The 22156-nt window shown below is 66.9% G+C and carries 19 protein-coding genes, 1 rRNA gene and 1 pseudogene; 19 read left to right on the top strand and 2 right to left on the bottom strand.

Annotation, left to right across the window (positions count from 1 at the left end):
• The 3 genes and pseudogenes from rrf to AB0N05_RS38755 all read left to right on the top strand — a co-directional run.
• Positions 1-92, top strand: a 5S ribosomal RNA gene (gene rrf, locus AB0N05_RS38765); the annotation flags it as partial.
• A 1528-nt stretch (positions 93-1620) separates the two neighbouring features.
• Positions 1621-2346: pseudogene (locus AB0N05_RS38760) on the top strand (hypothetical protein); the annotation flags it as partial.
• A 330-nt stretch (positions 2347-2676) separates the two neighbouring features.
• Complete coding sequence (locus AB0N05_RS38755) at positions 2677-3579, top strand: HAD-IIA family hydrolase (RefSeq protein ID WP_364704233.1); 903 nt, start codon at positions 2677-2679, stop codon at positions 3577-3579.
• On the opposite strand, the gene AB0N05_RS38750 is transcribed toward AB0N05_RS38755, so the two are convergent.
• Positions 3565-3759: a hypothetical protein gene (locus tag AB0N05_RS38750; RefSeq protein WP_364704231.1), complete on the bottom strand. Its 195-nt coding sequence runs from the start codon at positions 3757-3759 to the stop codon at positions 3565-3567. The genes AB0N05_RS38755 and AB0N05_RS38750 overlap by 15 nt on opposite strands.
• 89 nt (positions 3760-3848) lie before the next feature.
• Between AB0N05_RS38750 and AB0N05_RS38745 the strand changes: the two genes are divergently transcribed.
• The 5 genes from AB0N05_RS38745 (at position 3849) to AB0N05_RS38725 (ending at position 8138) form a co-directional block, all read left to right on the top strand.
• Entirely contained in the window at positions 3849-4115 is a 267-nt protein-coding gene (locus AB0N05_RS38745; RefSeq protein ID WP_364704228.1) for a hypothetical protein, read from the top strand.
• 1 nt (position 4116) lies between these two features.
• Positions 4117-5037, top strand: a complete 921-nt coding sequence (locus AB0N05_RS38740; RefSeq protein ID WP_364704225.1) for a TlyA family RNA methyltransferase — start codon at positions 4117-4119, stop codon at positions 5035-5037.
• Positions 5034-6074, top strand: coding sequence for an NAD kinase (locus tag AB0N05_RS38735; protein WP_364704222.1), 1041 nt, complete (start codon positions 5034-5036; stop codon positions 6072-6074). Before AB0N05_RS38740 ends, AB0N05_RS38735 begins: the two co-directional genes overlap by 4 nt.
• Positions 6052-7824 carry a DNA repair protein RecN gene (gene recN / locus AB0N05_RS38730; RefSeq protein ID WP_364704219.1) on the top strand — a complete coding sequence of 591 codons (1773 nt, stop codon included), beginning with the start codon at positions 6052-6054 and terminating at the stop codon, positions 7822-7824. Before AB0N05_RS38735 ends, recN begins: the two co-directional genes overlap by 23 nt.
• Positions 7825-7886: 62 nt before the next feature.
• Positions 7887-8138, top strand: coding sequence for a hypothetical protein (locus tag AB0N05_RS38725; protein ID WP_364704217.1), 252 nt, complete (start codon positions 7887-7889; stop codon positions 8136-8138).
• A gap of 79 nt (positions 8139-8217) precedes the next feature.
• Here the strand turns inward: AB0N05_RS38725 and AB0N05_RS38720 are convergent, their stop codons facing one another.
• Positions 8218-8637: an SRPBCC family protein gene (locus AB0N05_RS38720; RefSeq protein ID WP_364704215.1), complete on the bottom strand. Its 420-nt coding sequence runs from the start codon at positions 8635-8637 to the stop codon at positions 8218-8220.
• A 186-nt stretch (positions 8638-8823) separates the two neighbouring features.
• On the opposite strand from AB0N05_RS38720, the gene steA reads away from it, so the two are divergent.
• From steA to der, 11 genes are all read left to right on the top strand, one after another.
• Entirely contained in the window at positions 8824-10035 is a 1212-nt protein-coding gene (steA, locus tag AB0N05_RS38715; protein ID WP_364704212.1) for a putative cytokinetic ring protein SteA, read from the top strand.
• 7 nt (positions 10036-10042) lie between these two features.
• Positions 10043-10963 carry a copper transporter gene (locus tag AB0N05_RS38710; RefSeq protein WP_364704209.1) on the top strand — a complete coding sequence of 307 codons (921 nt, stop codon included), beginning with the start codon at positions 10043-10045 and terminating at the stop codon, positions 10961-10963.
• 142 nt (positions 10964-11105) lie between these two features.
• Positions 11106-12830, top strand: a complete 1725-nt coding sequence (locus AB0N05_RS38705) for a CTP synthase (RefSeq protein ID WP_364704206.1) — start codon at positions 11106-11108, stop codon at positions 12828-12830.
• On the top strand, positions 12830-13501 hold the full coding sequence (locus AB0N05_RS38700) for an NUDIX hydrolase (RefSeq protein ID WP_364704203.1): 672 nt from the start codon (positions 12830-12832) through the stop codon (positions 13499-13501). The genes AB0N05_RS38705 and AB0N05_RS38700 overlap by 1 nt, the downstream gene beginning before the upstream one ends.
• Before the next feature lie 326 nt (positions 13502-13827).
• Positions 13828-14757 carry a site-specific tyrosine recombinase XerD gene (gene xerD / locus AB0N05_RS38695; protein ID WP_364704246.1) on the top strand — a complete coding sequence of 310 codons (930 nt, stop codon included), beginning with the start codon at positions 13828-13830 and terminating at the stop codon, positions 14755-14757.
• Positions 14758-14953: 196 nt separating this feature from the next.
• Positions 14954-15847, top strand: coding sequence for a ParA family protein (locus AB0N05_RS38690; protein WP_364704244.1), 894 nt, complete (start codon positions 14954-14956; stop codon positions 15845-15847).
• A 302-nt stretch (positions 15848-16149) separates the two neighbouring features.
• Positions 16150-16956, top strand: coding sequence for a segregation/condensation protein A (locus AB0N05_RS38685; RefSeq protein WP_364704242.1), 807 nt, complete (start codon positions 16150-16152; stop codon positions 16954-16956).
• Positions 16957-17471: 515 nt separating this feature from the next.
• Positions 17472-18113, top strand: a complete 642-nt coding sequence (locus tag AB0N05_RS38680) for an SMC-Scp complex subunit ScpB (protein WP_364704239.1) — start codon at positions 17472-17474, stop codon at positions 18111-18113.
• Between the two features lie 915 nt (positions 18114-19028).
• Complete coding sequence (locus AB0N05_RS38675; RefSeq protein WP_364704200.1) at positions 19029-19910, top strand: pseudouridine synthase; 882 nt, start codon at positions 19029-19031, stop codon at positions 19908-19910.
• Positions 19911-19954: 44 nt separating this feature from the next.
• A complete protein-coding gene (cmk, locus tag AB0N05_RS38670) occupies positions 19955-20644 on the top strand; it encodes a (d)CMP kinase (protein ID WP_364704236.1) in 690 nt (229 codons plus the stop codon).
• The gene (der, locus tag AB0N05_RS38665) at positions 20641-22056 is read left to right on the top strand and encodes a ribosome biogenesis GTPase Der (RefSeq protein ID WP_364704197.1); all 1416 of its coding nucleotides are present in this window, start codon (positions 20641-20643) and stop codon (positions 22054-22056) included. Before cmk ends, der begins: the two co-directional genes overlap by 4 nt.
• Positions 22057-22156 lie beyond the last annotated feature (100 nt).

The raw sequence follows: 22156 nt of genomic DNA, 5'->3' as shown, positions 1-22156 counted from the left end.
CGCCCGGTCCCATTCCGAACCCGGAAGCTAAGCCTGTCTGCGCCGATGGTACTGCACTCGACAGGGTGTGGGAGAGTAGGACACCGCCGGAACATTTTTCCGAAAAGGGGACCCATACCGGGTCCCCTTTTCGTCGTTGTGCGGCTCCGACCAAGTGCATTGGTCGCGGGCCTTCCTACTGCAACCCAAGGGCTGCGTGGACGCTACAAGCGCTCGTGATTGACTATGTGTTGGCGGGATCACCCCGTCGACCCTCACGCGCGCCAGCGCCGCGGCCGGGTGGCAGGCTACCTACAGAGAGGGATCACCGTGGCGGACCAGAACGACGGCCGTAAACCTTTCCGCCGCAGTGGCGGTTCCGGCGAGAGCGGCGGCTTCAATAACCGTCCGCCGCGCGACAACTCCGGCGGTGAACGCCGTGACCAGGGCGGATCCGGCTTCCGCAAGGATCGCCCCGAGGGCGGCCGTGACGGTGGCTCCGACCGCGGTGGATTCAGTCGTGGTGGCAGCGACCGTGGTGGCAGTGCCGGCCGTGGCGGCAGCGATCGCGGTGGCTCCGACCGTGCGGGCGGCAATCGAGACAACGCAGGTCGCGGTGGGTTTTCCCGCGACGGCGGGAATCGCGGCGAAGGCGATCGCGGCGGATACAACCGCGAGGGCCGTGGCGGCTTCAATCGCGATAATGAGAACCGCGGCGGTGGCTTCCGCCGCGACAATGACAGTAGTGACCGCGGTGGGTACAACCGCGAAGGCCGCAGCGGTGTGAACCGTGGTGGCGAGAGCCGTGACGGTGGTCGCGGTGGATTCAACCGTGGCAGCGGTGGCAGTGATAGCCGTGGCGGTGACAACCGGGGTGGGTTCAATCGCGGCGGCGACAGCGGCGGTCGTGGCGGGTTCAACCGCGGTGGAGATAGCCGGGATGGCGATCGCGGTGGCTTCCGCCGGTCCGGCGAAGGCCGCGACGACCGGGGCGGATTCAACCGTGGCGGCGACAGCCGTGGTGGCGACAGCCGTGGCGGTTTCAACCGTGGTGGGGACAACCGTGACAGTGGTCGCGGCGGGTTCAACCGTGGTGGTGACAGTCGTGGTGGCGACAATCGCGGCGGTGAGAGCCGTGGCGGATTCAATCGCAGTGGCGACAATCGCGGTGGTGAGAGCCGTGGTGGTTTCAACCGTGGCGGCGACAGCGGCGGTCGTGGCGGGTTCAACCGCGACAACGACAACCGTGGTGGCGGGTTCAACCGCGACAGCGGCAGCCGTGATGGTGGCAGCCGCGACTTCGGTCGCGACCGGCCCGAGCGTGGCGACCGCGATGATCGTAAGAGCTTCGGCCGCAGTGGTTTTGGTGGCGATCGCCGGGAGAACACCGGTGGCGGTTTCAATCGTGACCGTGCCGAGCGTCCGGATCGGGATCGTTCGGAGCGTCCGAACCGCGACCGTGCCGAAGGCTTCAAGAGCGACCGTTCCGAGGGCTTCAAGGGCGGCGACCGGGAAGGCTTCAAGCGGGACCGTTCCGATGATTCGGGCCGCAAGAGCTTCGATCGGGATCGGTCGGAGAACTCGGGTCGCGATCGTTCCGAGGGCCGCCCCGAGCGGTCGTTCTCCGGTGGCGACGACCGTCGTCGCGGCGGCGAGGGCGCTCGCTCCGGTGGTCCGCGGGCGGGCGGCGAACGCCGCGCGGGACGCCCGGATGAGCCGAACATTCCGGACGAAATCCAGGCCTCGGATCTCGAGCCCGCGGTGCGCCGCGACCTGCTGAGCCTGGACAAGAGCAATGCCGAGGCCGTCGCCCGGCACCTGGTCATGGTGGCGCAGCTGCTCGACGAGGATCCGGAGTTGGCGCTCGAGCATGCTCGGGCCGCCCGCCAGCGTGCCGGTCGCATTGCGGTCGTGCGCGAAACCGCCGGTGTCGCCGCCTATCACGCGGGTGAATGGGCGGAGGCGCTGTCCGAGCTCCGCACCGCGCGCCGCATGTCCGGTGGTGCCGGTCTGCTCGCTGTCATGGCCGACTGCGAGCGTGGCCTGGGCCGTCCCGAGCGGGCCATCGAACTCGGCCGCAGCGACGAAGCACGCCTGCTGACCGGTGACGAGGCCAGCGAGCTCCGCATTGTGGTGGCCGGTGCCCGCATGGATCTGGGTCAGCATGACCAGGCCGTGGTCACCCTCCAGACGTCCGAGCTGGAACCGTCCCGTACGGGTTCCGCCGCGGCTCGTCTGTTCTACGCCTACGCCGAAGCTCTCCTGGCCGCCGATCGCGGCGAGGAAGCGCTGACCTGGTTCATGAACGCCGCCTCCGCCGATACCGAAGGCGAGACCGACGCCGAGGAACGCGCCTCGGACCTGTCCGAGGGACCGGTCGACGAGGACGACTGGACGTCGGAGATCGATGACGAGTCGGACGACGACGAAGAGTCGGATGTCGATGCCGATGCGGACGACGTCAACGATGAGGCTCTGCCCGAGGCCGCCGAATCAGCCAAGGGCGCGGAATCGGCCAAGGACGCCGAAGAAGACGACCAGCCTGTGAAGTAGGTCCCAGATTTGAGATAAAGCGCCCGGTTCCGAAAGGAACCGGGCGCTTTTCGTTTAGGGCCGTGAAGTAGGTTTGATGGACTGCCATCCACGTGGTGGCGGCATTCACGGACATTGCCGATGAGGTTGGAAAGGGGCGGCATAATGCGGCTACGGGACCGTTTCGGCGCACTGCTGCTGGATTTGGATGGGACGCTTTTTCGCGGGCACGAGGTGATTCCCGGTGCGCCGGAGGCGCTTTCGGATGGATCCGCGAATCAGCGGCTGATGTACGTGACCAATAATGCCAGCCGCTCGGCCACCGCCGTGGCCGGTCATTTGAACGAACTCGGTTACGCCGCAACGGAAGACGAAGTGGTGACCAGCGCGCAAGCCGCCGCCCACCTGCTCGCCGCCCGCCTGGAACCCGGCTCGACGGTCCTCATCGTCGGCACCGATGACCTGGCCGCCGAAGTGAATGCCGTTGGCCTGGAGCCGATCCGCCGCTTCAATGGCGTGGCTCCCGCGGCCGTCGTCCAGGGTCATTCCCCCGAAACCGCCTGGCCGGACTTGGCCGAAGCCGCCTACGCCCTGCGTTCCGGCGCACTCTGGGTGGCCGCGAACACCGACGCCACCCTCCCCAACGAGCGCGGCCTGGCCCCCGGCAACGGTTCCATGGTGGCCGCCCTCCGCACCGCCTCCGGCCTCGAACCAGTAGTCGCGGGCAAGCCCTACGCGCCCCTCCTGGAGGACGCCCTCACCCGAGCCGGAACCCGAGACGCCCTCGTGGTCGGCGACCGCCTCGACACCGACATCGACGGCGCCCACTGCGTAGGCCTCGAATCCCTCCTGGTCCTCACCGGCGTGAGCACCCTCGCCGACCTCCGCACCCAGCAGCACCTCCCCACCTACATCGCGAAATCCCTCGATTCCCTGAACCACCCGATCGTCGAAACCGCTCCCATCACGGCTGCCGACGGCGACATCGTCGAGGTGATCACCACCCGTCTCCGTGAAAACCCGGGCCGCGCCATCGCACTCTCCGCACCGCCGTCAGCCCGAGACTGACTCGCCGCCGCCGGTGTGGATGTCGAGCGCCGCGCGGGCCACGGCCAGCCGCTCGGTCTGTTGCCGCTGATGGCCCCAGGACGGCCGCTGCTCGGTTGCCGCCCGTCCAGCCAGGAGAAATCCAGCCGTCCACGAGACGGTGGCGGCCTCGTCCAGGAGGCCGTCGAAGCTGCGGTTCATGGGCGGGATTGTTCCGCATCGCACCGACAGCTCTGACGGCGACACGGTACGTGTGTTCGAATGCGAGTTCGGGTAGCGTTGTCGCCACGATGAGTACGCCCACGCCGCACCCGCAGATCCCCGCGCCGGGACCCCGCCCCGGGGTGCCCATGCCCGGGCAGCATCTACCGGGCGCGAATCAGGAGTTCGCCGACCCGCAGCGGGTGCGCGCGGACGTCGATGCGCTGCTGGCCGAATTGACGGCGGGAGCGCGGGATTCGGTTGCCGACGGCACGGATATCGTGCGCCGCGCCCGCATTCTGGAGCAGGCGCACGACGTTCTGGTGCACGCCTTGGCAACGGTGGACAAGATCTGAGGTGGCCAGACGCGCGCGGGTGGACGCGGAACTGGTTCGCCGCGGGTTGGCGCGGTCGCGGGAACACGCGGTCGAGCTGATCGGCGCGGGCCGCGTCCTGATCAATGGAACGGTCGCCACCAAACCGGCGACAGGTGTGGAAACCGCCACGCCCTTACTGGTGCGGGATGAGCCCGACGAGGTGCAGTGGGCGTCGCGCGGTGCGAAGAAACTGCTGGGCGCGCTGGATGCGTTCGAGCCCCTGGGTGTGAGCGTCGAAGGGAAACGCTGCCTCGATGCGGGCGCGTCCACCGGTGGTTTCACCGATGTGCTGCTCTCCCGCGGAGCCAAGGAAGTGGTGGCCGCGGATGTCGGCTACGGCCAGCTGATCTGGCGTTTGCAGAACGATGACCGAGTACAGGTGCACGACCGCACCAATGTTCGCGCGCTCACCCCCGAACTCATTGGCGGCACAGTCGATCTGGTGGTGACCGACCTGTCGTTCATCTCACTCGCCCTGGTGCTGCCCGCATTGGCGACCTGCGCTGCGCCCGGCGCGGATCTGCTGCCGATGGTGAAGCCGCAGTTCGAGGTCGGTAAGGATCGCGTCGGATCCGGTGGCGTGGTGCGGGATCCGGCCTTGCGCGCGGAAACCGTGCGCGAAGTCGCCGCCGCCGCTGCGAAACTGGGATTGCGTACCCTCGGTGCGGTGGCGAGTCCGCTGCCGGGACCATCCGGGAATGTCGAGTACTTCCTGTGGTTGCGTAAGGAAGACGGTTCCGAACCAGAGCAAACGAATACGGCACCGGAGCAATCCGCGACACAGCACGCCACCGTCTCGGCGGGTACCGTGTCCTCGATGAATTCCGTCGTCTACGACGCGGATGAGGAGGCTCGGGTGGCGGCGCTGATCGATCGGGCGGTGCAGGAGGGTCCACAGTGAACGCGCCGAGCACGGCCCGGGAAATTCTATTGGTCGCGCATCCGGGGCGGTCCGAGATCACCGAGACCGCGCATCGCGTGGCGAAGATCTTCGACGATGCGGGCATCGGCCTGCGGGTCCTCGAGGACGAGGCCTACAGCACTCGTTTCGATGTGGACGATCAGGGCGAACCGGACGGCTACCCCATGCGGGTCATGCCGCATACGCTCGATGCCGCCGTCGGCTGCGAGATGGTGCTCGCCCTCGGTGGCGACGGCACCTTCCTGCGCGCGGCCGAACTGGCCCGCAATGCGTCGGTGCCGGTGCTGGGAATCAATCTGGGCCGCATCGGTTTTCTCACCGAGGCCGAGGCGGAGAACCTGGACGAGGCTCTCGCACAGGTGGTGCACCGCGATTACACGCTCGAAGAGCGCATGACCATTGATGTCAGTGTCCGCGTGGATGATGTGGTGGTGGAACGTGGCTGGGCCTTGAACGAGGCCAGCATCGAGAATGCCGCCCGCATGGGCGTACTGGAACTGATACTGGAGGTGGATGGTCGGCCGGTCTCCGCGTTCGGCTGTGACGGTGTGCTGATCGCCACTCCGACCGGTTCCACCGCATACGCCTTCTCGGCGGGCGGCCCGGTGGTGTGGCCGGAACTCGAGGCACTGCTGGTGATCCCGTCCAATGCCCACGCCCTGTTTGCGCGACCCCTGGTGACCAGCCCGGATTCGCTGATTGCGGTGGAAACCGTTGCGGTGGGCCACGATGCGATAGTTTTCCTCGACGGCCGACGCACCCTCGCATTGCCGCGGGGCGGCCGGGTGGAGGCGGTCCGTGGGGCCGAGCCGGTGCGGTGGGTTCGTCTCGATTCCGCGCCGTTCGCCGATCGGATGGTGCGCAAATTCCAACTGCCCGTGACAGGCTGGCGAGGCCGCCCGACCGAGCGGTCGGGCGCGGAGGCAGCAGCTCGCGTCGCCACGGAGCGCCAGAGTGCAGGCGAGATTGAAAACCGCCGAACGGAGAGCACGAGTGCTGACAGAGATCAGGATTGACGGGCTTGGCGTAATTTCCACCGCCACCGCGCAATTCCATGAAGGTTTGACCGTTCTGACCGGTGAGACCGGCGCGGGCAAGACGATGGTGGTCACCAGCCTGCACCTGCTCAGCGGAGCGCGCGCCGATGCCGGGCGCGTCCGGTTGGGTGCGTCGCGGGCCGTGGTCGAGGGCCGGTTCACCATCGAGGACGTGCACGACGGGGCGCGCGGCGAGGTCGATGAGGTGCTGGAATCCTCTGGGGCCGAACGCGATGACGACGGCAGCATTATCGCCGTCCGGACCGTCGGCAGTGATGGGCGTTCGCGCGCGCACCTGGGTGGGCGCAGTGTTCCCGCCGCCGTGCTCGCGGATTTCACGACCCCGCTGCTGACCGTGCACGGACAGAACGACCAGCTGCGGCTGCAACGCCCGGACCAGCAGTTGCATGCCCTGGACCAATTCGCTTCCGATGCCGTCGCACCGCTGTTGCAGAAGTATCAGAAGTCGCGCAAAACCTGGCTGGATGCCCGTAACCAGCTGCTGGAGCGCACCGCTCGCAGCCGGGAACTGGCGCTGGAAGCCGATCACCTGACCCAATCCCTGCATGAAATCGATGCCATCGCACCGGAACCCGGCGAGGATGATCGCCTGGTCGCGGAGGTACGGCGGCTCTCGGACCTGGACTCGCTGCGGGAAGCGGCGGCCACTGCCCATGACGCATTGGCCGGACCCAATGATTCGCCCGGCGAGAGCTCCGGCGCGCTGGATATGTTGGGCACGGCTCGCGCGCGCATCGAGGCGGCGGACGATCCGGCGCTGACCGCACTCGCACCGCGCCTCGGCGAGGCCATCTCGGTGGTGGTCGATCTGACCACCGAGCTCAGTTCCTACCTGTCGGACCTGCCCTCGGACCCCGGCGCGCTGGACACCATGCTCACCCGCCAGGCCGAATTGAAAACCCTCACACGGAAATACGCGCCCAATATCGACGGCGTCATCAAGTGGGCGGATGAGGCGCGCACCCGCCTGGCCTCCTTGGATGTCTCCGAGGAAGCCCTGGCCAATCTCGCCGCCGAGGTGGAGACCGCCGCCGTGAAGGTGCGCGAAACCGCCCGCAAGCTGACCGCCGCCCGCACCAAGGCCGCGGGCAAGCTGGCTTCCGCCGTCAGCGCCGAACTGGGCGGTCTGGCCATGGGCCGGGCCCGCCTGGAGGTCGAGGTGCGGCCGATGCCTGCGGGCGTACAGGATTCGGCCCCCCTCACGATCGACGGCAAGGAACTGCACGCCGGTTCCACCGGTGTCGACGAGGCCGAATTCCGCCTGGCCGCCCACTCCGGAGCCCAGCCACTGCCCTTGAGCAAGAGCGCCTCCGGCGGTGAGCTCTCCCGCATCATGCTCGCCCTCGAGGTGGTCCTGGCCAGCTCCGAACACGGCACCACCATGGTCTTCGACGAGGTCGACGCCGGTGTAGGTGGCCGCGCCGCAGTCGAAATCGGCCGCCGCCTGGCCCGCCTGGCCCGCACCCACCAGGTCATCGTGGTCACCCACCTCCCCCAGGTAGCCGCCTTCGCCGACACCCACCTGGTGGTCGACAAGGTGGATGACGGCAAGGGCGTCAAATCCGGCGTCCACTCCCTCACCCAGGACGAGCGCGTGGTCGAACTAGCCCGCATGCTCGCGGGCATGGGCGACACCGAAACCGGCCGAGCCCACGCCTGGGAACTCCTCACCACAGCCCACGCCGAAAAGGTCGGCGCAGCCAGCTGACTCCGAACGCGACTATTCGGCGGCCCGTTCGTGAGTGCACGTCCGACCCGAAAGAGCCGAACATGATTCGTATCAGCCGTCTCGCTGCCGCCGCACTGTTTGCGGGCGCGCTCGTCACCGGTGTCGCGGCCGGGGCTTCGGCAGCACCGGTGGGCAGCACCGGCATTGTGAAGGCCGCGGAGCAGGAACCGTTGGGGCCGTTCGCGCAGGAGAGTGAATGCCTCAGCCGCGGTAATCGCGGCATCGAGAATGGGGAGTGGAACGACTACGAGTGCGTGGGCGGCGCGGGTAACTGGAACGTGCAGCCGAAGTAGCCGTAGCTCACGAAACGGCCACCGGTGCGCGAGGGATGCGCCGGTGACCGTTTCGCGTCAGGACTTGAAGGGCGTCTTGCTACTTGACCGCTTTGCGGACGCCGCCGATGAGGACGTTGGTCAGGCTGCGCAGGCCGATCTCCAGGACCTTGGCGGGTACGGGGAGGCTGGGCTGGGATTCCATGGTGTAGACGATGCGGGTGCCGCCGGGGGCGTCCGAGAAGACGATGGTGCCGGTGTGGTGCTTGACCGGCGCACCGGCGATGACGCGGTAGACCATGCGCTCACCGGGGACGAGTTCGGTGGTCTCCTCGGTGACGCCGATGCCGCGCACGCCGAGCACGTACTGCGCGCCGATACCGGACGGGCTGCCGATGCCGGGCTTCTTCAGCGAAACCTGGATGGGGAGCTTGCCATTGAGGCTGTCGCGCTCGCTGAAGAGCTTGAAGACGACATCGCGGGGCGCGGGGATGACGGTATCGACTGTGCTGGTGGCCATCGCAGGAGCTTATCGTGGAAATGACTCAGCCTTACCGGCGAGTAAGGACATAGATCGAATGGGCCAAGCCCGATAGCTCTAATGGGACATACGGGGCTCTGGCGGCTGGCATCACTGTGACGAATGGGCATAGAGAGCGGCGCGCCTCCACCTATGGTTGAGACTTTGGGTTGATCATCGAGCGTTATGAAGATGTTGGCCTTGCTGTCGCGCAATACCGAAACGCTTCCTGGTCTGACCGGTATGGCCCGCGTCGACCGCAATACCCGTCGTCTGCTGCAACGCGTCGGACCCGGTGACGTGGTGTTCCTGGACGAGATGGACCTGGACCGGCTCACCGCCGACCGCCTGGTCGAGGCCGGTGCCGCCGTGGTGGTCAATGCCTCCCCGTCCATCTCCGGGCGCTACCCGAATCTGGGTCCGGAAGTGCTGGTGGCCAATGGCATTCTGCTGCTGGACGCGGTCAGCTCGGATGTCTTCACCAAGATCAAGGACGGCACCAAGGTGCGCGTCGACAATGGGGTGGTCTATGCCGACAAGCTGTCCAAGAAGGAGCCCGAAGCTCTGGTCGAGGGCATCGAACTCACCGAGGCCGGGATCGCCGAGCGCATGATCGAGGCCCGCAATGGGCTGGCCGATCACTTGGAAGCCTTCGCGGGCAACACCATCGAGTTCATCCGCACCGAAAGTTCGTTGCTCATAGACGGAATCGGGGTGCCGGAAGTCGTACTCGACATGAAGAAGCGGCATGTCGTGGTGGTCGCCGACGGCCCGGAGCATGCCGAGGACCTCAAGAGCATCAAGCCGTTCATCAAGGAGTACGCGCCGATCCTGATCGGTGTCGGCCGTGGCGCGGATACCTTGACCCGCAGCGGATATCGACCCGACCTGATCGTCGGCGATCCGGAGGAGATCACCGCCACCACGCTCAAATGCGGCGCGGAGGTGATCCTGCCCGCCGACACCGACGGGCACGCAAAGGGTTTGGAGCGCATCCAGGATCTGGGCATCGGCGCGACCACCTTCCCATCCTCCGGTGCACCCGCCGACCTTGCTCTGCTGCTGGCCGATCACCATGGCGCGGCACTGATCGTGACCGTCGGCGCGGCCGCCTCGCTCGACGATTTCTTCGACCGTGGCCGCCGTGATTCGAACCCGGCAACCTTCCTGACTCGCCTGAAAATGGGCACCAAGCTCATGGATGCGAAAGCCGTTGCGGCGCTGTACCGTCACCGGGGCTCCGGCTGGGCCGTGGCGTTGGTCGTGCTGGCCGCGCTGGTGGCGTTGATCGTCGCGGTGCTGGCCACGCACATGGGCGACGAGCTGACCACTTGGGCCACGCACGCTTGGGACCGGTTCTACCTATGGGCGCACCGGCAATACGACCACTTGAGGTAGGGGACCCATGATTTCGTTTCGCCACCACGCCATTTCGATCGCCGCGGTCTTCCTGGCCCTGGCGGTCGGCGTGGTGCTGGGCACCCGCACCCATGGCGACGGGTTGTTTCCCGGCACGGGGGACCGGCAGCAGATCGATGATCTGCGGGCCGCGAACGATCACCTGAACGAACAGGTGAAGGCGTCCGACTCCTTCCTGGCGGGCGCGGCGGGCAAGCTGCTCGCGGGCGCTCTGGCCAATCGCAGTGTCCTGGTGTTCACCACGCCGGATGCCGACAGCGCCGATGTGGATGCGGTCAAGGCCGCGCTCACCACCGCCGGGGCGAATGTCACCGGGCGGGTCGACCTCACCGGGGCCTTCACCGATTCCTCCGAGGGCGACCGCCTGCGCACCGCGCTCATGAACATCGTCCCCGCGGGCGCACAGCTGAAGATCGATGCGGTCGACCAGGGCAGCCTGGCCGGTGACTTGCTAGGCCAGGTGCTGCTCACCGATCCGGCGAACGGAAACGTGCGCGGCACTCAGCAGGAACGCAGCCTGGCCCTGGAGACACTGCGTGGTGGCGGCTTCGTCACCTTCGCCGACGCGCAGCCCGCGCAACTGGCCGTGGTCGTCACCGGAGACGGCGCTCGCGCCGACCAGAACAATCGCGGCACCATCATCGCCCGATTCGCCGGTGGGCTGCGCTCGCACGGCGCGGGTGTGGTGCTGGCGGGTCGCTACGGGGCCGCGGAGGGGCCGGGCCCGATCGCGGTGACGCGTTCGGAGGCCACCCTCGCCACGGTCACCACCGTCGACAATGTGGACCACGAGATCGGCCGCATCACCACCGTGCTCGGCCTCACCGAGCAGTTGAGCGGTGGTACCGGCCGATACGGCACGGGCGCGAAGGCGACCTCACTCACAGTCGCGGCCATGCCGCGCTGACCGTTCCGGGCCGTATCCGGGCATCAGCAGGCGGTATGTCCCCGGCAGCGCCGCCGTCCACCCGCAACAGCGAGGCAATCCGCCGCGACGGATCTGCGCGGCAGTCGATCGACTTCACGTTGACGTGTTACCGTGAAGTCCCGTGGGTAATTCACGGATTCCGGCGCGCGCGGCCACGAAGCACATATTCGTCAGCGGTGGTGTCGCCTCTTCACTCGGTAAGGGTCTGACGGCTTCGAGCCTCGGGCAGTTGCTTACTTCGCGCGGTTTGCGCGTCACTATGCAGAAGCTGGATCCGTATCTGAACGTCGATCCCGGCACCATGAATCCTTTCCAGCATGGAGAGGTTTTCGTGACCGAGGACGGCGCGGAGACGGACCTCGATGTCGGTCACTACGAACGCTTCCTCGACCGCGACCTGTCGCAGGATGCCAATGTCACTACAGGTCAGATCTATTCGTCGGTGATCGCCAAGGAGCGCCGCGGCGAGTACCTCGGTGACACCGTGCAGGTCATCCCGCACATCACCGATGCGATCAAGAGCCGGATCACGGCCATGGCGGCCCCGGATCTGCACGGTCAGATCCCGGATGTGGTCATCACCGAGATCGGCGGCACCGTCGGCGATATCGAGTCGCAGCCGTTCCTGGAGGCGGCACGGCAGATTCGCCACGATGTGGGTCGCGACAACTGCTTCTTCCTGCACGTGTCGCTGGTGCCCTACCTGGGCCCCTCGGGCGAGCTCAAGACGAAGCCGACTCAGCACTCGGTGGCGGCGCTGCGCAATATCGGTATCCAGCCCGATGCGCTGATCCTGCGTTGCGACCGGGATGTGCCGCAGCCGCTCAAGAACAAGATCGCGCTCATGTGCGACGTGGATGTGGACGCCTGCATCTCCACGCCGGACGCGCCGTCGATCTACGACATTCCGAAGGTGCTGCACCGCGAGGGCCTGGACGCGTACGTGGTGCGCCGCCTGGGTCTGCCGTTCCGCGATGTGGACTGGACCGTCTGGGGCGATCTGCTGGATCGGGTGCACAACCCGCGCGAGCACGTCACCGTCGCGCTGGTCGGCAAGTACGTCGACCTGCCGGACGCCTACCTGTCGGTCACCGAGGCGCTGCGCGCGGGCGGTTTCGCCTCGCGGGCCAAGGTGAACATCCGCTGGGTGCAGTCCGACGAGTGCGAGACCGAGGCCGGTGCTCGCCAGCACCTGGCCGATGTGGATGGCGTGCTCATCCCGGGTGGCTTCGGTATTCGCGGCATCGAGGGCAAGGTGGGCGCGATCCGCTACGCCCGCACGCATGGCATTCCGCTGCTGGGTCTGTGCCTGGGCTTGCAGTGTGTGGTCATCGAGGCGGCGCGCACGGTCGGGCTGACCGATGCCAACTCGGCCGAGTTCGAGCCGGACACCAAGTACCCGGTCATCTCCACCATGGCCGATCAGGAGCAGGCCGTCGCCGGTGAGGCGGATCTGGGCGGCACCATGCGCCTGGGCGCGTATCCGGCTGTGCTGGCGAAGGATTCGGTGGTGGCGGCCGCGTACGGTGCGACCGAGGTGTCCGAGCGGCACCGGCATCGCTTCGAGGTCAATAACGCCTACCGCGACAAGATCGCCAAGAGCGGCCTGAAGTTCAGCGGCACCTCCCCGGACGGCCACCTGGTCGAGTTCGTCGAGCTACCGCAGGACAAGCATCCGTTCTTCGTGGCCACGCAGGCGCATCCGGAGCTCAAGTCCCGTCCGACCCGTCCGCACCCGCTGTTCGCCGCCCTGATTTCGGCCTCGCTGAAATACAAGGCCGCCGAACGGCTTCCGGTCGAGATCCCGAACGAGGCTCCGGCCTCCGAAGGTGAGAAAGTCTCTTAATGACTTCCTCCGAGAGCGGCCGGGCAGCCGATGATTCGGCGCCCGGCACGCACGAGTTCGACACCCTGTCCAGCCGCACCGTCTACTCGGGCGCGATCCTGGCGTTGCGGCTGGATCAGGTGGTCATGCCCGGTGGGCGGACCGCCGAACGCGAGGTGATCGAACACCACGCCGCCGTCGCGGTCGCCGCGGTGGACGAGGACGACAACCTGGTGCTGATCAACCAGTACCGCCATCCGATCGGGCGGCGACTGCTGGAGCTGCCCGCCGGACTGCTCGACGAGCCCGGCGAGGACCCCCTCGCCGCGGCGAAACGCGAACTGGCCGAGGAAACCGGCCTGGCCGCACGGGATTGGTCGGTCCTGGTCGACGTAGCCCTCTCACCCGGCTTCACCGATGAGGCCCTCCGCGTCTACCTGGCCTCCGGCCTCTACGAAACCGACCAGCCCGAACCGGAACTGGAAGAGGCCGACCTCCAAGTCCTCCGACTCCCGGTATCCGAAGCCGTCCAAGCAGCCCTCTCCGGCGAAATCACCAACGCCACCGCAGTAGCTGGCGTCCTGGCCTTGATGACCGCCCGAGCCAACAATGTTGAGCTCCGCCCCGCGGATGCCCCCTGGCCCGGCATGCCCACCGCCTTCCTGAACCGCAAGGCAACCGGGACCCAGTAGCCCCAGCATCAATTGTTCACTGGTGCAGGCCCACCCCGGCGTGTCGCCTGCACCAGTGAACACTCGCCGATCCCACACGCGTCAGGGCGTCCAGGACATCCAGCCCAAGATCAACATGTAATGGCTGAGGCGACACGCCGCAAAACCCCTCAGCCATTACATGTTGATCTTCAAGCGAAGCGAAGCGAGCCGTCCCAGGTCTTGTCCCTTCTTGTCCAGGCATCTTTGTCGTTTGTCTCTTGATCTCTTCGCCCGTGTATCTGTTCAGTACCAAGCGGTCTCGTTTGCGTGTTCGATGCGAGAGTTCGTCGGTGCCTCCTGCCATGATGTGTCGCGTGCTGACGCGGCAGATCGACGCCTATCTCGACCACATGACGGTCGAGCGCGGTGCCGCGCGCAATACGCTCAGTGCGTATCGCCGTGATCTCAAGCGGTATCAGGACTTTCTGGACGTGCGTGGGGTCGAAACCCTGGCGCGGGTGGCGGAGACGGATATCGGGGATTTCATGGTCTCCCTACGTGCCGGTGACGCGGATCATCCCGCGCTGGCGGCTAGTTCGGCGGCGCGGGCGTTGGTGGCCGTGCGTGGGCTGCACAAGTTCGCTGCGGCGGAGGGGATTACGGAGGCGGATGTGGCGCATCCGGTGAAGCCGCCTACTCCGGCGCGGAGGTTGCCGAAAGCTTTGCCGTACGACCAGGTTTCGCGGCTGTTGGATGCGGCGGGCGGGGATATTGCTGATGGGCCGCGGGGGTTGCGGGATCGGGCGTTGTTGGAGTTGTTGTATTCCACTGGGGCTCGGATTTCGGAACTGGTCGGGTTGGATGTGGATGACATCGATGCGACCGAGCGGGCTGTGGTGTTGCACGGTAAGGGTGGTAAGCAGCGGATGGTGCCGATCGGGCGGCCTGCGCTCGCCGCGCTGGATGCCTACCTGGTGCGCGGGCGTCCGGCGCTCTCGTTGCACGGCAGGGGGAACAGTGCCTTGTTTCTGAATCATCGGGGCGGGCGGTTGTCTCGCCAGACCGCTTGGCAGGTCTTGCAATCCGCTGCTGAACGGGCCGGGATCGCCGCCCAGGTTTCGCCCCATACCCTGCGTCATTCGTTCGCCACGCATCTGCTGGACGGTGGCGCGGATGTGCGTGTGGTGCAGGAGTTACTCGGTCATGCCTCGGTGACGACAACCCAGATCTACACTCTGGTGACCGTCGGGACGCTCCACGAGGTGTGGGCAACCGCGCATCCGCGTGCCCGCTAACAGGTCTGAAGTGCAGGTTTACAGTGCGTGTCCGAACGTGGGGTTGGCGCGAACAGACGGTAGCGTCTGATAGTGACCGGTCCGCACACGCGGCCGGGCGCGCCGTCCTCCGGCACACCAGCTGGGGAGACGGGGCAAGGGCAGGAACGTCGAAGGAGCAGCGGACGTGACGAAAGCCGGTGGTGCGGGCCAGCGGATCGAAACCGCCGCGCAAACCCTGTGGGAGGCCGCCGATGTGGCCAACAGCGCGGAAGTCGGTCCGACGGGACGCCCGTTGCGAGAAATTCCGGAGCCGCGGGAGGCCGATCACACCGGTGACGCGCTGATCGTCGCCATGTGCAATCAGAAGGGCGGCGTCGGCAAAACCACCTCCACCATCAATCTCGGTGCGGCGCTGGCCGAATGCGGGCGGCGGGTGCTGCTGGTGGATCTGGATCCTCAGGGCGCGCTGTCCGCCGGGCTCGGCGTGGCGCACCACGATCTGGACAACACCGTGCACAACCTGCTGGTCGGGCCGGGCAAGGTCAGCGTGGACTCGGTGCTGATGAGCACCAAGGTCGACGGCATGGATCTGCTGCCCAGCAATATCGATCTGTCGGCGGCGGAGATTCAGCTGGTCAACGAGGTCGGCCGCGAGCACACGCTGGGCCGGGCCCTCGCGCCGCTGCGCAGCCGCTACGACTACATCCTGATCGACTGCCAGCCGTCGCTGGGTCTGCTCACGGTGAATGCTCTGGCCTGCGCGGATGGCGTCATCATTCCGATGGAGTGCGAATACTTTTCGCTGCGTGGACTGGCGTTGCTGAACGACACCGTGGAGAAGGTGCGGGACCGGTTGAATCCGGCGCTGACCCTGTACGGCATCGTTGTCACCATGTTCGATGCCCGTCTGCTGCATTCGCGCCAGGTCATGACGCGCGTGGTCGAGGTGTTCGGTGACCTGGTCTACGACACGGTGATCTCGCGTACCGTCCGCTTCCCCGACGCCAGCGTCGCGGGGGAGCCGATCACGACTTGGGCCCCGAAATCCGGTGGCGCGGAAGCGTATCGGGCCATGGCGCGGGAAGTCATCCACCGGTCGGGCCGTTGAGCGATTCTTTCGGAACCGCGTCCGAGCATGACCCGCCGGACGTGGATACCGGCATGTCCGCCGGGCACGACGAAGTCCGAGACGATGCCGCTGATTCAAGCGGCATCGTCTCGGACATTGTGGCGATCCCGGACAATTCCGGCGTGGCAGGGGAGATGTCGGACTCTGTGGTCGCGGACATGATCGCGGAGTCGCCGGATGCCGCGACTGCGGACGCGGATGCCGTGGTTGCGGATGCGAGCACGGCAACCACGGATGGTCCCGCTGCACCGGGCAATTCGGACAAAGACGGCAAGTTCCATTTGCGGCTGAGCAACTTCGAGGGTCCGTTCGACCTGTTGTTGCAACTGATCAGCTCGCGGCGGCTGGATGTCACCGAGGTCGCCTTGCACCGGGTGACGGATGAGTTCATCTCCTACACCAAGGCTTTGACGGCCAGTCTGTCCGGGGAGCAGGGGCTGCGGGCGGACAAGATCCTCGACCAGACCACCGAATTCCTGGTCATTGCCGCGACTTTGCTGGATCTCAAGGCGGCGCGGCTGCTGCCGTCGGGCGAGGTCTCCGACGAGGAAGATCTGGAACTCCTGGAGGCCCGCGACCTGCTGTTCGCGCGACTGTTGCAGTACCGCGCCTTCAAGCAGGTGGCCGAACTTCTCAGTGAACTCGAAGCGGCGGCCCTGCAGCGCTACCCGCGCGCGGTCTCGCTCGAGGAGCGCTACCTGGAGCTGTTGCCGGACGTTACGCTGGGAGTTGACGCCGCCGGGTTCGCGCAGGTGGCCGCGGCGGCGTTCACGCCGCGTCCGGTGCCGAAGGTGGGCTTGGATCACATTCACGCCCACACCATTTCGATCGCCGAACAGGCCGCGCTCGTGCTGGAAATGCTGAAGAGTCGCGGCGCCGGCGGCTGGACGACGTTCCACGAAGTCTGCGTCGACTGTGCGGCGCCGATCCAGATCGTCGCCCGCTTCCTGGCGTTGCTGGAGCTGTACCGGGGCAAGACGATCGAATTCGATCAACCCGACCCGCTGGGCCCCCTCTCGATCAGCTGGATCGGCGAGGAGCACGACCGACCGGCCGAACCCGTCACGATCGAGGAAGACTACGGATGACCGAGGCAGTGCAGGACTTGAACGACGACGCTCAGGACTCCGCCGACACCACGCCGGACCCGAGTCCCGCCGAGCCCGGTCCCGGTAGCGCCCTACAGGCCGTCCGCGACCTCCGGAACGCCATGTCGGAGTCGGCGACCGAGCCGGGGCAGGCTGCGCCCGCCGCCGCGCAAGGTTCCAACACTGCGCAAGGTTCCGCCGCTGCGCAGGAATCCGCCGCTGCGCAAGAGCCCGACGCCGCGCGGGAATCCACCGCCGCGCAACAGTCCGGCGCCGTGCCTGAATCAGCCGCTGCGCAGGAGCCCGACGCCGCGCGGGAATCCGGTGCCGTGCGGGAGTCTGCAGCTGTGCAGGTGTCCGCTGCTGCGCAGGAATCCACTGCCGCGCGGGAATCCGCTGCGCAAGAGTTCGCTGCTGCGCTGGGATCTGCCGCTGCGCCTGAGCCCGATGCTGCGGCTGAATCGGATGTCGAGCAGGAATCGGACGCCGAATCGGGCGATCTTGGCGATGACGAGCTGGATCGTGACGAGGAACTCAGTGAGGAGGAGTTTCGGTCTGCGCTGGAGGCGATGTTGCTGGTTGTGGATGCGCCTGCGCCTGTTGACCTGCTGGCTTCGGCGCTGGGTGGGGTGCATCCCATGCGGGTCGAGACGGCGCTGCGGGAGATGTCGGCGGAGTTGACCGTGCGGCGCAGTGGCATGGATCTCAGATTTGTGGGCGATGGGTGGCGTTATTACACGCGGACGGAGTTCGCGCCCTATGTGGAACGTATGCTGTTGGACGGCGCACGTTCGAAGTTGACTCGCGCCGCTTTGGAAACACTGGCAGTGATCGCCTATCGTCAACCGGTTACCCGGGCACGAGTGAGTGCGGTGCGCGGTGTGAACATTGATGGCGTGATCCGGACCCTGCTCGCGCGGGGGCTGATCGCGGAGGCCGGAACGGACCCGGAGACCAACGGCACTCAGTACCTCACCACCGAGCTGTTCCTGGAACGGATCGGACTCGCGTCCCTGGCGGATTTGCCGCCGTTGGCGCCCCTGCTCCCGGGCGTCGACCTGATCGACGAGATAAACGAGAGCTTGGATACCGATCCCCGGTACACCCGGCTCAAAAAGCCCGCCGTGGCGGATATCGACCTCGGCACCGAAGAATGAATGGACAACGTGAATACTCCCGCTCGCCGAGATGGCACACCGGACCGTAGTAAACGTGGAAGTGAACCCCCACAGGGTGGTTCTCGATCCGCACGCGGCCGGACCGACAGGTCCGAGGGCACGCGAAGTGGCGGATCTTCTTATGGCGGGGCCCGTGGCGGCTCCGCATCCGGCGGCACCCGCGGTGCCGCCCCGCGCGGCGGATCGCGCGACAGTCAGGGCCGTGGCGGTTCGTCCGGCTACGGCGATTCCTCTCGCGGCGGTTCGTCTTACGGCGGCTCCTCGCGCGGTGGCTCGTCCTATGGTGACTCCCCGCGTGGTGGCTCGAGCCGCGGCGGTTACGGCGATTCCTCGCGTGACGGCGGCTCCCGTGGTGGTTCGTCCTACGGTGATTCCTCGCGCGGCGGTCAGTCTCGTGGTGGTTCGTACGGTGATTCCCCGCGCGGCGGTTCGAGCCGTGGCGGCTATGGCGATTCCCCGCGTGGCGGCCAGAGTCGCGGCGGTTCGTCGTACGGCGATTCTCCGCGTGGTAGTTCGTCTTACGGCGGCTCCCGTGGTGGTTCGTACGGTGATTCCCCGCGCGGCGGTCAGTCCCGTGGCGGGTCGTCTTACGGCGAGTCCTCGCGTGGCGGTGCCCCCCGTGGCGGTTCGTCCTCGTACGACTCGCGTGGCGGCCAGTCCCGTGGCGGTTCGTCCTCGTATGACTCGCGTGGGGGCCAGTCCCGTGGCGATCGCCCCTGGGGCTCGGATTCGCGTAGTTCGGATTCGCGCGGTGGCGCTCCTGCCCGCGGCGGTCAGGGTGCCCCGCGTGGCGGCGATGCCCGTGGCGGCAAGCCGACCGGGTTCGGTTCGGACCGTGGCGGTTTCGGCCAGGATCGCAATGCGAGCCGGGGCCGGATCGGCGGTGGTCGTCCGTTGACACCGACGACCGCGCCGAGCCGCAAGAAGCCGAAGCCGGAGAAGAAGGTCACCGGTCCCGTGCTGATCAGCAATGCCAAACCCGCTCGTCATCAGCACGTCGATGTCGAGTCGCAGACCGGCCCTAAGAAGATGGCTTGGGGCGAGGGCGAGCGTTTGCAGAAGGTCCTGGCCAAGGCGGGTGTGGCCTCGCGCCGCGTCGCCGAGGACATGATCGATGCGGGCCGCGTCGAGGTCGACGGCAAGGTCGTGAAAGAGCAGGGCCTGCGCATCGATCCGGAGACCGCGATCGTTCGTGTCGACGGTGTGCGTGTCGTGGTGCGCGACGAGCAGGTGTATCTCGCGCTGAACAAGCCCAAGGGCTGGCAGTCGACCATGTCCGACGAGATGGGCCGCCCGTGTGTCGGCGATATTGTCGCCGAGCGGGTCGCGGCCGGACAGCGCCTGTTCCACGTCGGCCGTCTGGACGCCGACACCGAGGGCCTGCTGCTGCTCACCAATGACGGCGATCTGGCACACCGCCTGATGCACCCGTCCTTCGAGGTGTCCAAGACCTACCTGGCCACCGTCAATGGCGAGGTCAATAACCGCGACGTCGGCAAGCGCTTGAAAGAAGGCGTCGAGCTGGATGACGGCCCCGCCAAGGTGGACAAGTTCCAGGTGCTCGAGGTCGGCCAGGGCAAGTCGCTGGTGAAGGTGATCCTGCATGAGGGTCGCAAGCACATCGTGCGCCGCATTCTGGCCGAGGTCGGTCACCCCGTGAACGCCCTGGTGCGCACGCACGTGGGTCCGATCGCCCTGGGTGATCAGCGCCCGGGCACGCTGCGGGTGCTGGGCCGGGACGAAATCGGGAAGCTCTACGAGGCGGTGTCGTTGTGAATGGTGTGGGAAGTCTGATCGACACGACCGGCGCGCTGACGGGTATGACGCCGCTGGTGGTCGCCATGGACGGCCCGTCCGGCACCGGCAAGTCGAGCGTGTCGCGCATGCTCGCGACCCGTCTGGAGGCCAGCTACCTCGATACCGGTGCCATGTACCGGGTCGCGACCCTGCGCGTGCTGCGCAGCGACGTCGACCTGGATGATGCCGCCGCGATCGCGGTGGCGGTCAAGGAATTGCCGCTGACCATCGGCACCGACCCGATCCGCGAGGTCATCCTGCTCGACGGTGAGGACGTGTCCTCGGAGATCCGCGGCAATGCGGTGACCAAGGCCGTGTCCGCGGTGTCGGCCGTGCCCGAGGTGCGTGAGCAGCTCGTCGCCCTGCAGCGCGATATTGCCGCCGCACAGGGGCGAATCGTGGTGGAGGGCCGCGATATCGGCACCACCGTGCTGGTGAATGCCGATGTGAAGATCTATCTGACCGCGTCCGCCGAGGCGCGGGCCGCGCGCCGCAATGCGCAGAACATTGCCGAAGGCCGCGGCGACGATTTCGAGGCGGTGCTGGCCGATGTGCAGCGCCGCGACAACCTCGACTCCACCCGCAAGGTGTCCCCATTGCGTCCCGCCGAAGACGCGATCCTGGTGGACACCAGCGAATTGAACAAGGACGAGGTCATCGACGAGCTGTACCGCGTGGTGCGGCAGCAGATTTCGGCAGGAGGCTCGCAGTGACGCAGGACACCTTCGCCGGCGACGGCATCTGGTCGGACGAAACCGATTGGGATCTCGCCGAATTCGAGGGCGAGCAGGACGCCGAGCATGTACCCATGCCGACCTTGGCGGTCGTTGGCCGCCCGAATGTCGGCAAATCGACTCTGGTGAACCGCATTCTGGGCCGCCGCGAAGCGGTGGTCGAGGATATTCCGGGCGTGACCCGGGACCGCATCTCGTACGAGGCGAACTGGAACGGCCGCAAGTTCCTGGTGCAGGACACCGGCGGCTGGGAACCGGACGCCAAGGGACTGCAGCAGTCGGTGGCCCGCCAGGCCGAGGTCGCCATGCAGACCGCGGACGCGATCGTCGTCGTGGTGGATGCCACCACGGGCGCCACCTCGCCCGATGAGGCCGTCGCAAAGGTACTGCGGCGCTCCAAGACTCCGGTCATCCTGGTCGCCAATAAGGTCGACGATCAACGCTTGGAGTCCGAGGCCGCGGCGCTGTGGTCGCTGGGTCTCGGTGAGCCGTACATGGTTTCGGCCGCGCACGGCCGTGGCACCGGCGATCTGCTGGACCAGATTCTCGCGGTGCTGCCCGAAACCCCGCGCATGGACGGTCCCGTCGGTGGCGGTCCGCGTCGTGTGGCGCTGGTCGGTAAGCCGAATGTCGGCAAGTCCAGCCTGATGAACAAGCTCACCGGCGTGGAACGCTCGGTCGTGCACAATGTGGCGGGCACCACCGTCGACCCGGTCGACTCGCTGGTCGAATTGGGCGGCAAGCCTTGGCGTTTCGTCGATACCGCCGGTCTGCGCCGTAAGGTCGGCAATGCCAGCGGCACCGAGTACTACGCCTCACTGCGCACGCATTCGGCCATCGAGGCCGCCGAGGTGGCGGTCGTGCTCATCGACGCCTCGCAGCCGGTGACCGAGCAGGATCTGCGCGTCATCAGCATGGTCGGCGAGACCGGCCGTGCCCTCGTGATCGCCTACAACAAGTGGGATCTGGTCGACGAGGACCGGCGCGAGCAGCTGGAACGCGAAATCGACCGGGAAATGGTGCAGGTTCGCTGGGCCATGCGGGTGAACATCTCCGCGCACACCGGCCGCGCCGTCCAGAAGATGGTTCCCGCCATGGAAACCGCGCTGGAGTCCTGGGACAAGCGCATCTCCACGGGCCGACTCAACAACTGGCTCAAGGAGATCGTGGCGGCCACCCCGCCGCCGATGCGCGGCGGTCGCCTGCCCCGCGTCCTGTTCGCCACCCAGGCGGCCACCCGTCCGCCGACGTTCGTGCTCTTCACCACCGGCTTCCTCGAGGCGGGCTACCGCCGCTTCATCGAGCGAAAGCTGCGTGAGGAGTTCAACTTCGACGGTTCACCGGTGCGCGTGAACGTCCGCGTCCGCGAGAAGCGCGAGAAGAAGAAGTAACCCTGCGGATTTCGCAGTGCGAGCGGCCCGGCCGATGGTGGAAACCATCGGCCGGGCCGGTTGTTTTTTGCGACATAACAGATAGGTAGAGCGGGGTGTG

The organism is Nocardia sp. NPDC051030 (genome assembly GCF_040683015.1).
Classification (GTDB): domain Bacteria; phylum Actinomycetota; class Actinomycetes; order Mycobacteriales; family Mycobacteriaceae; genus Nocardia.
The sequence above is the reverse complement of the archived record's forward strand: the minus strand, read 5'-3'. Positions and strand labels throughout refer to the sequence as shown.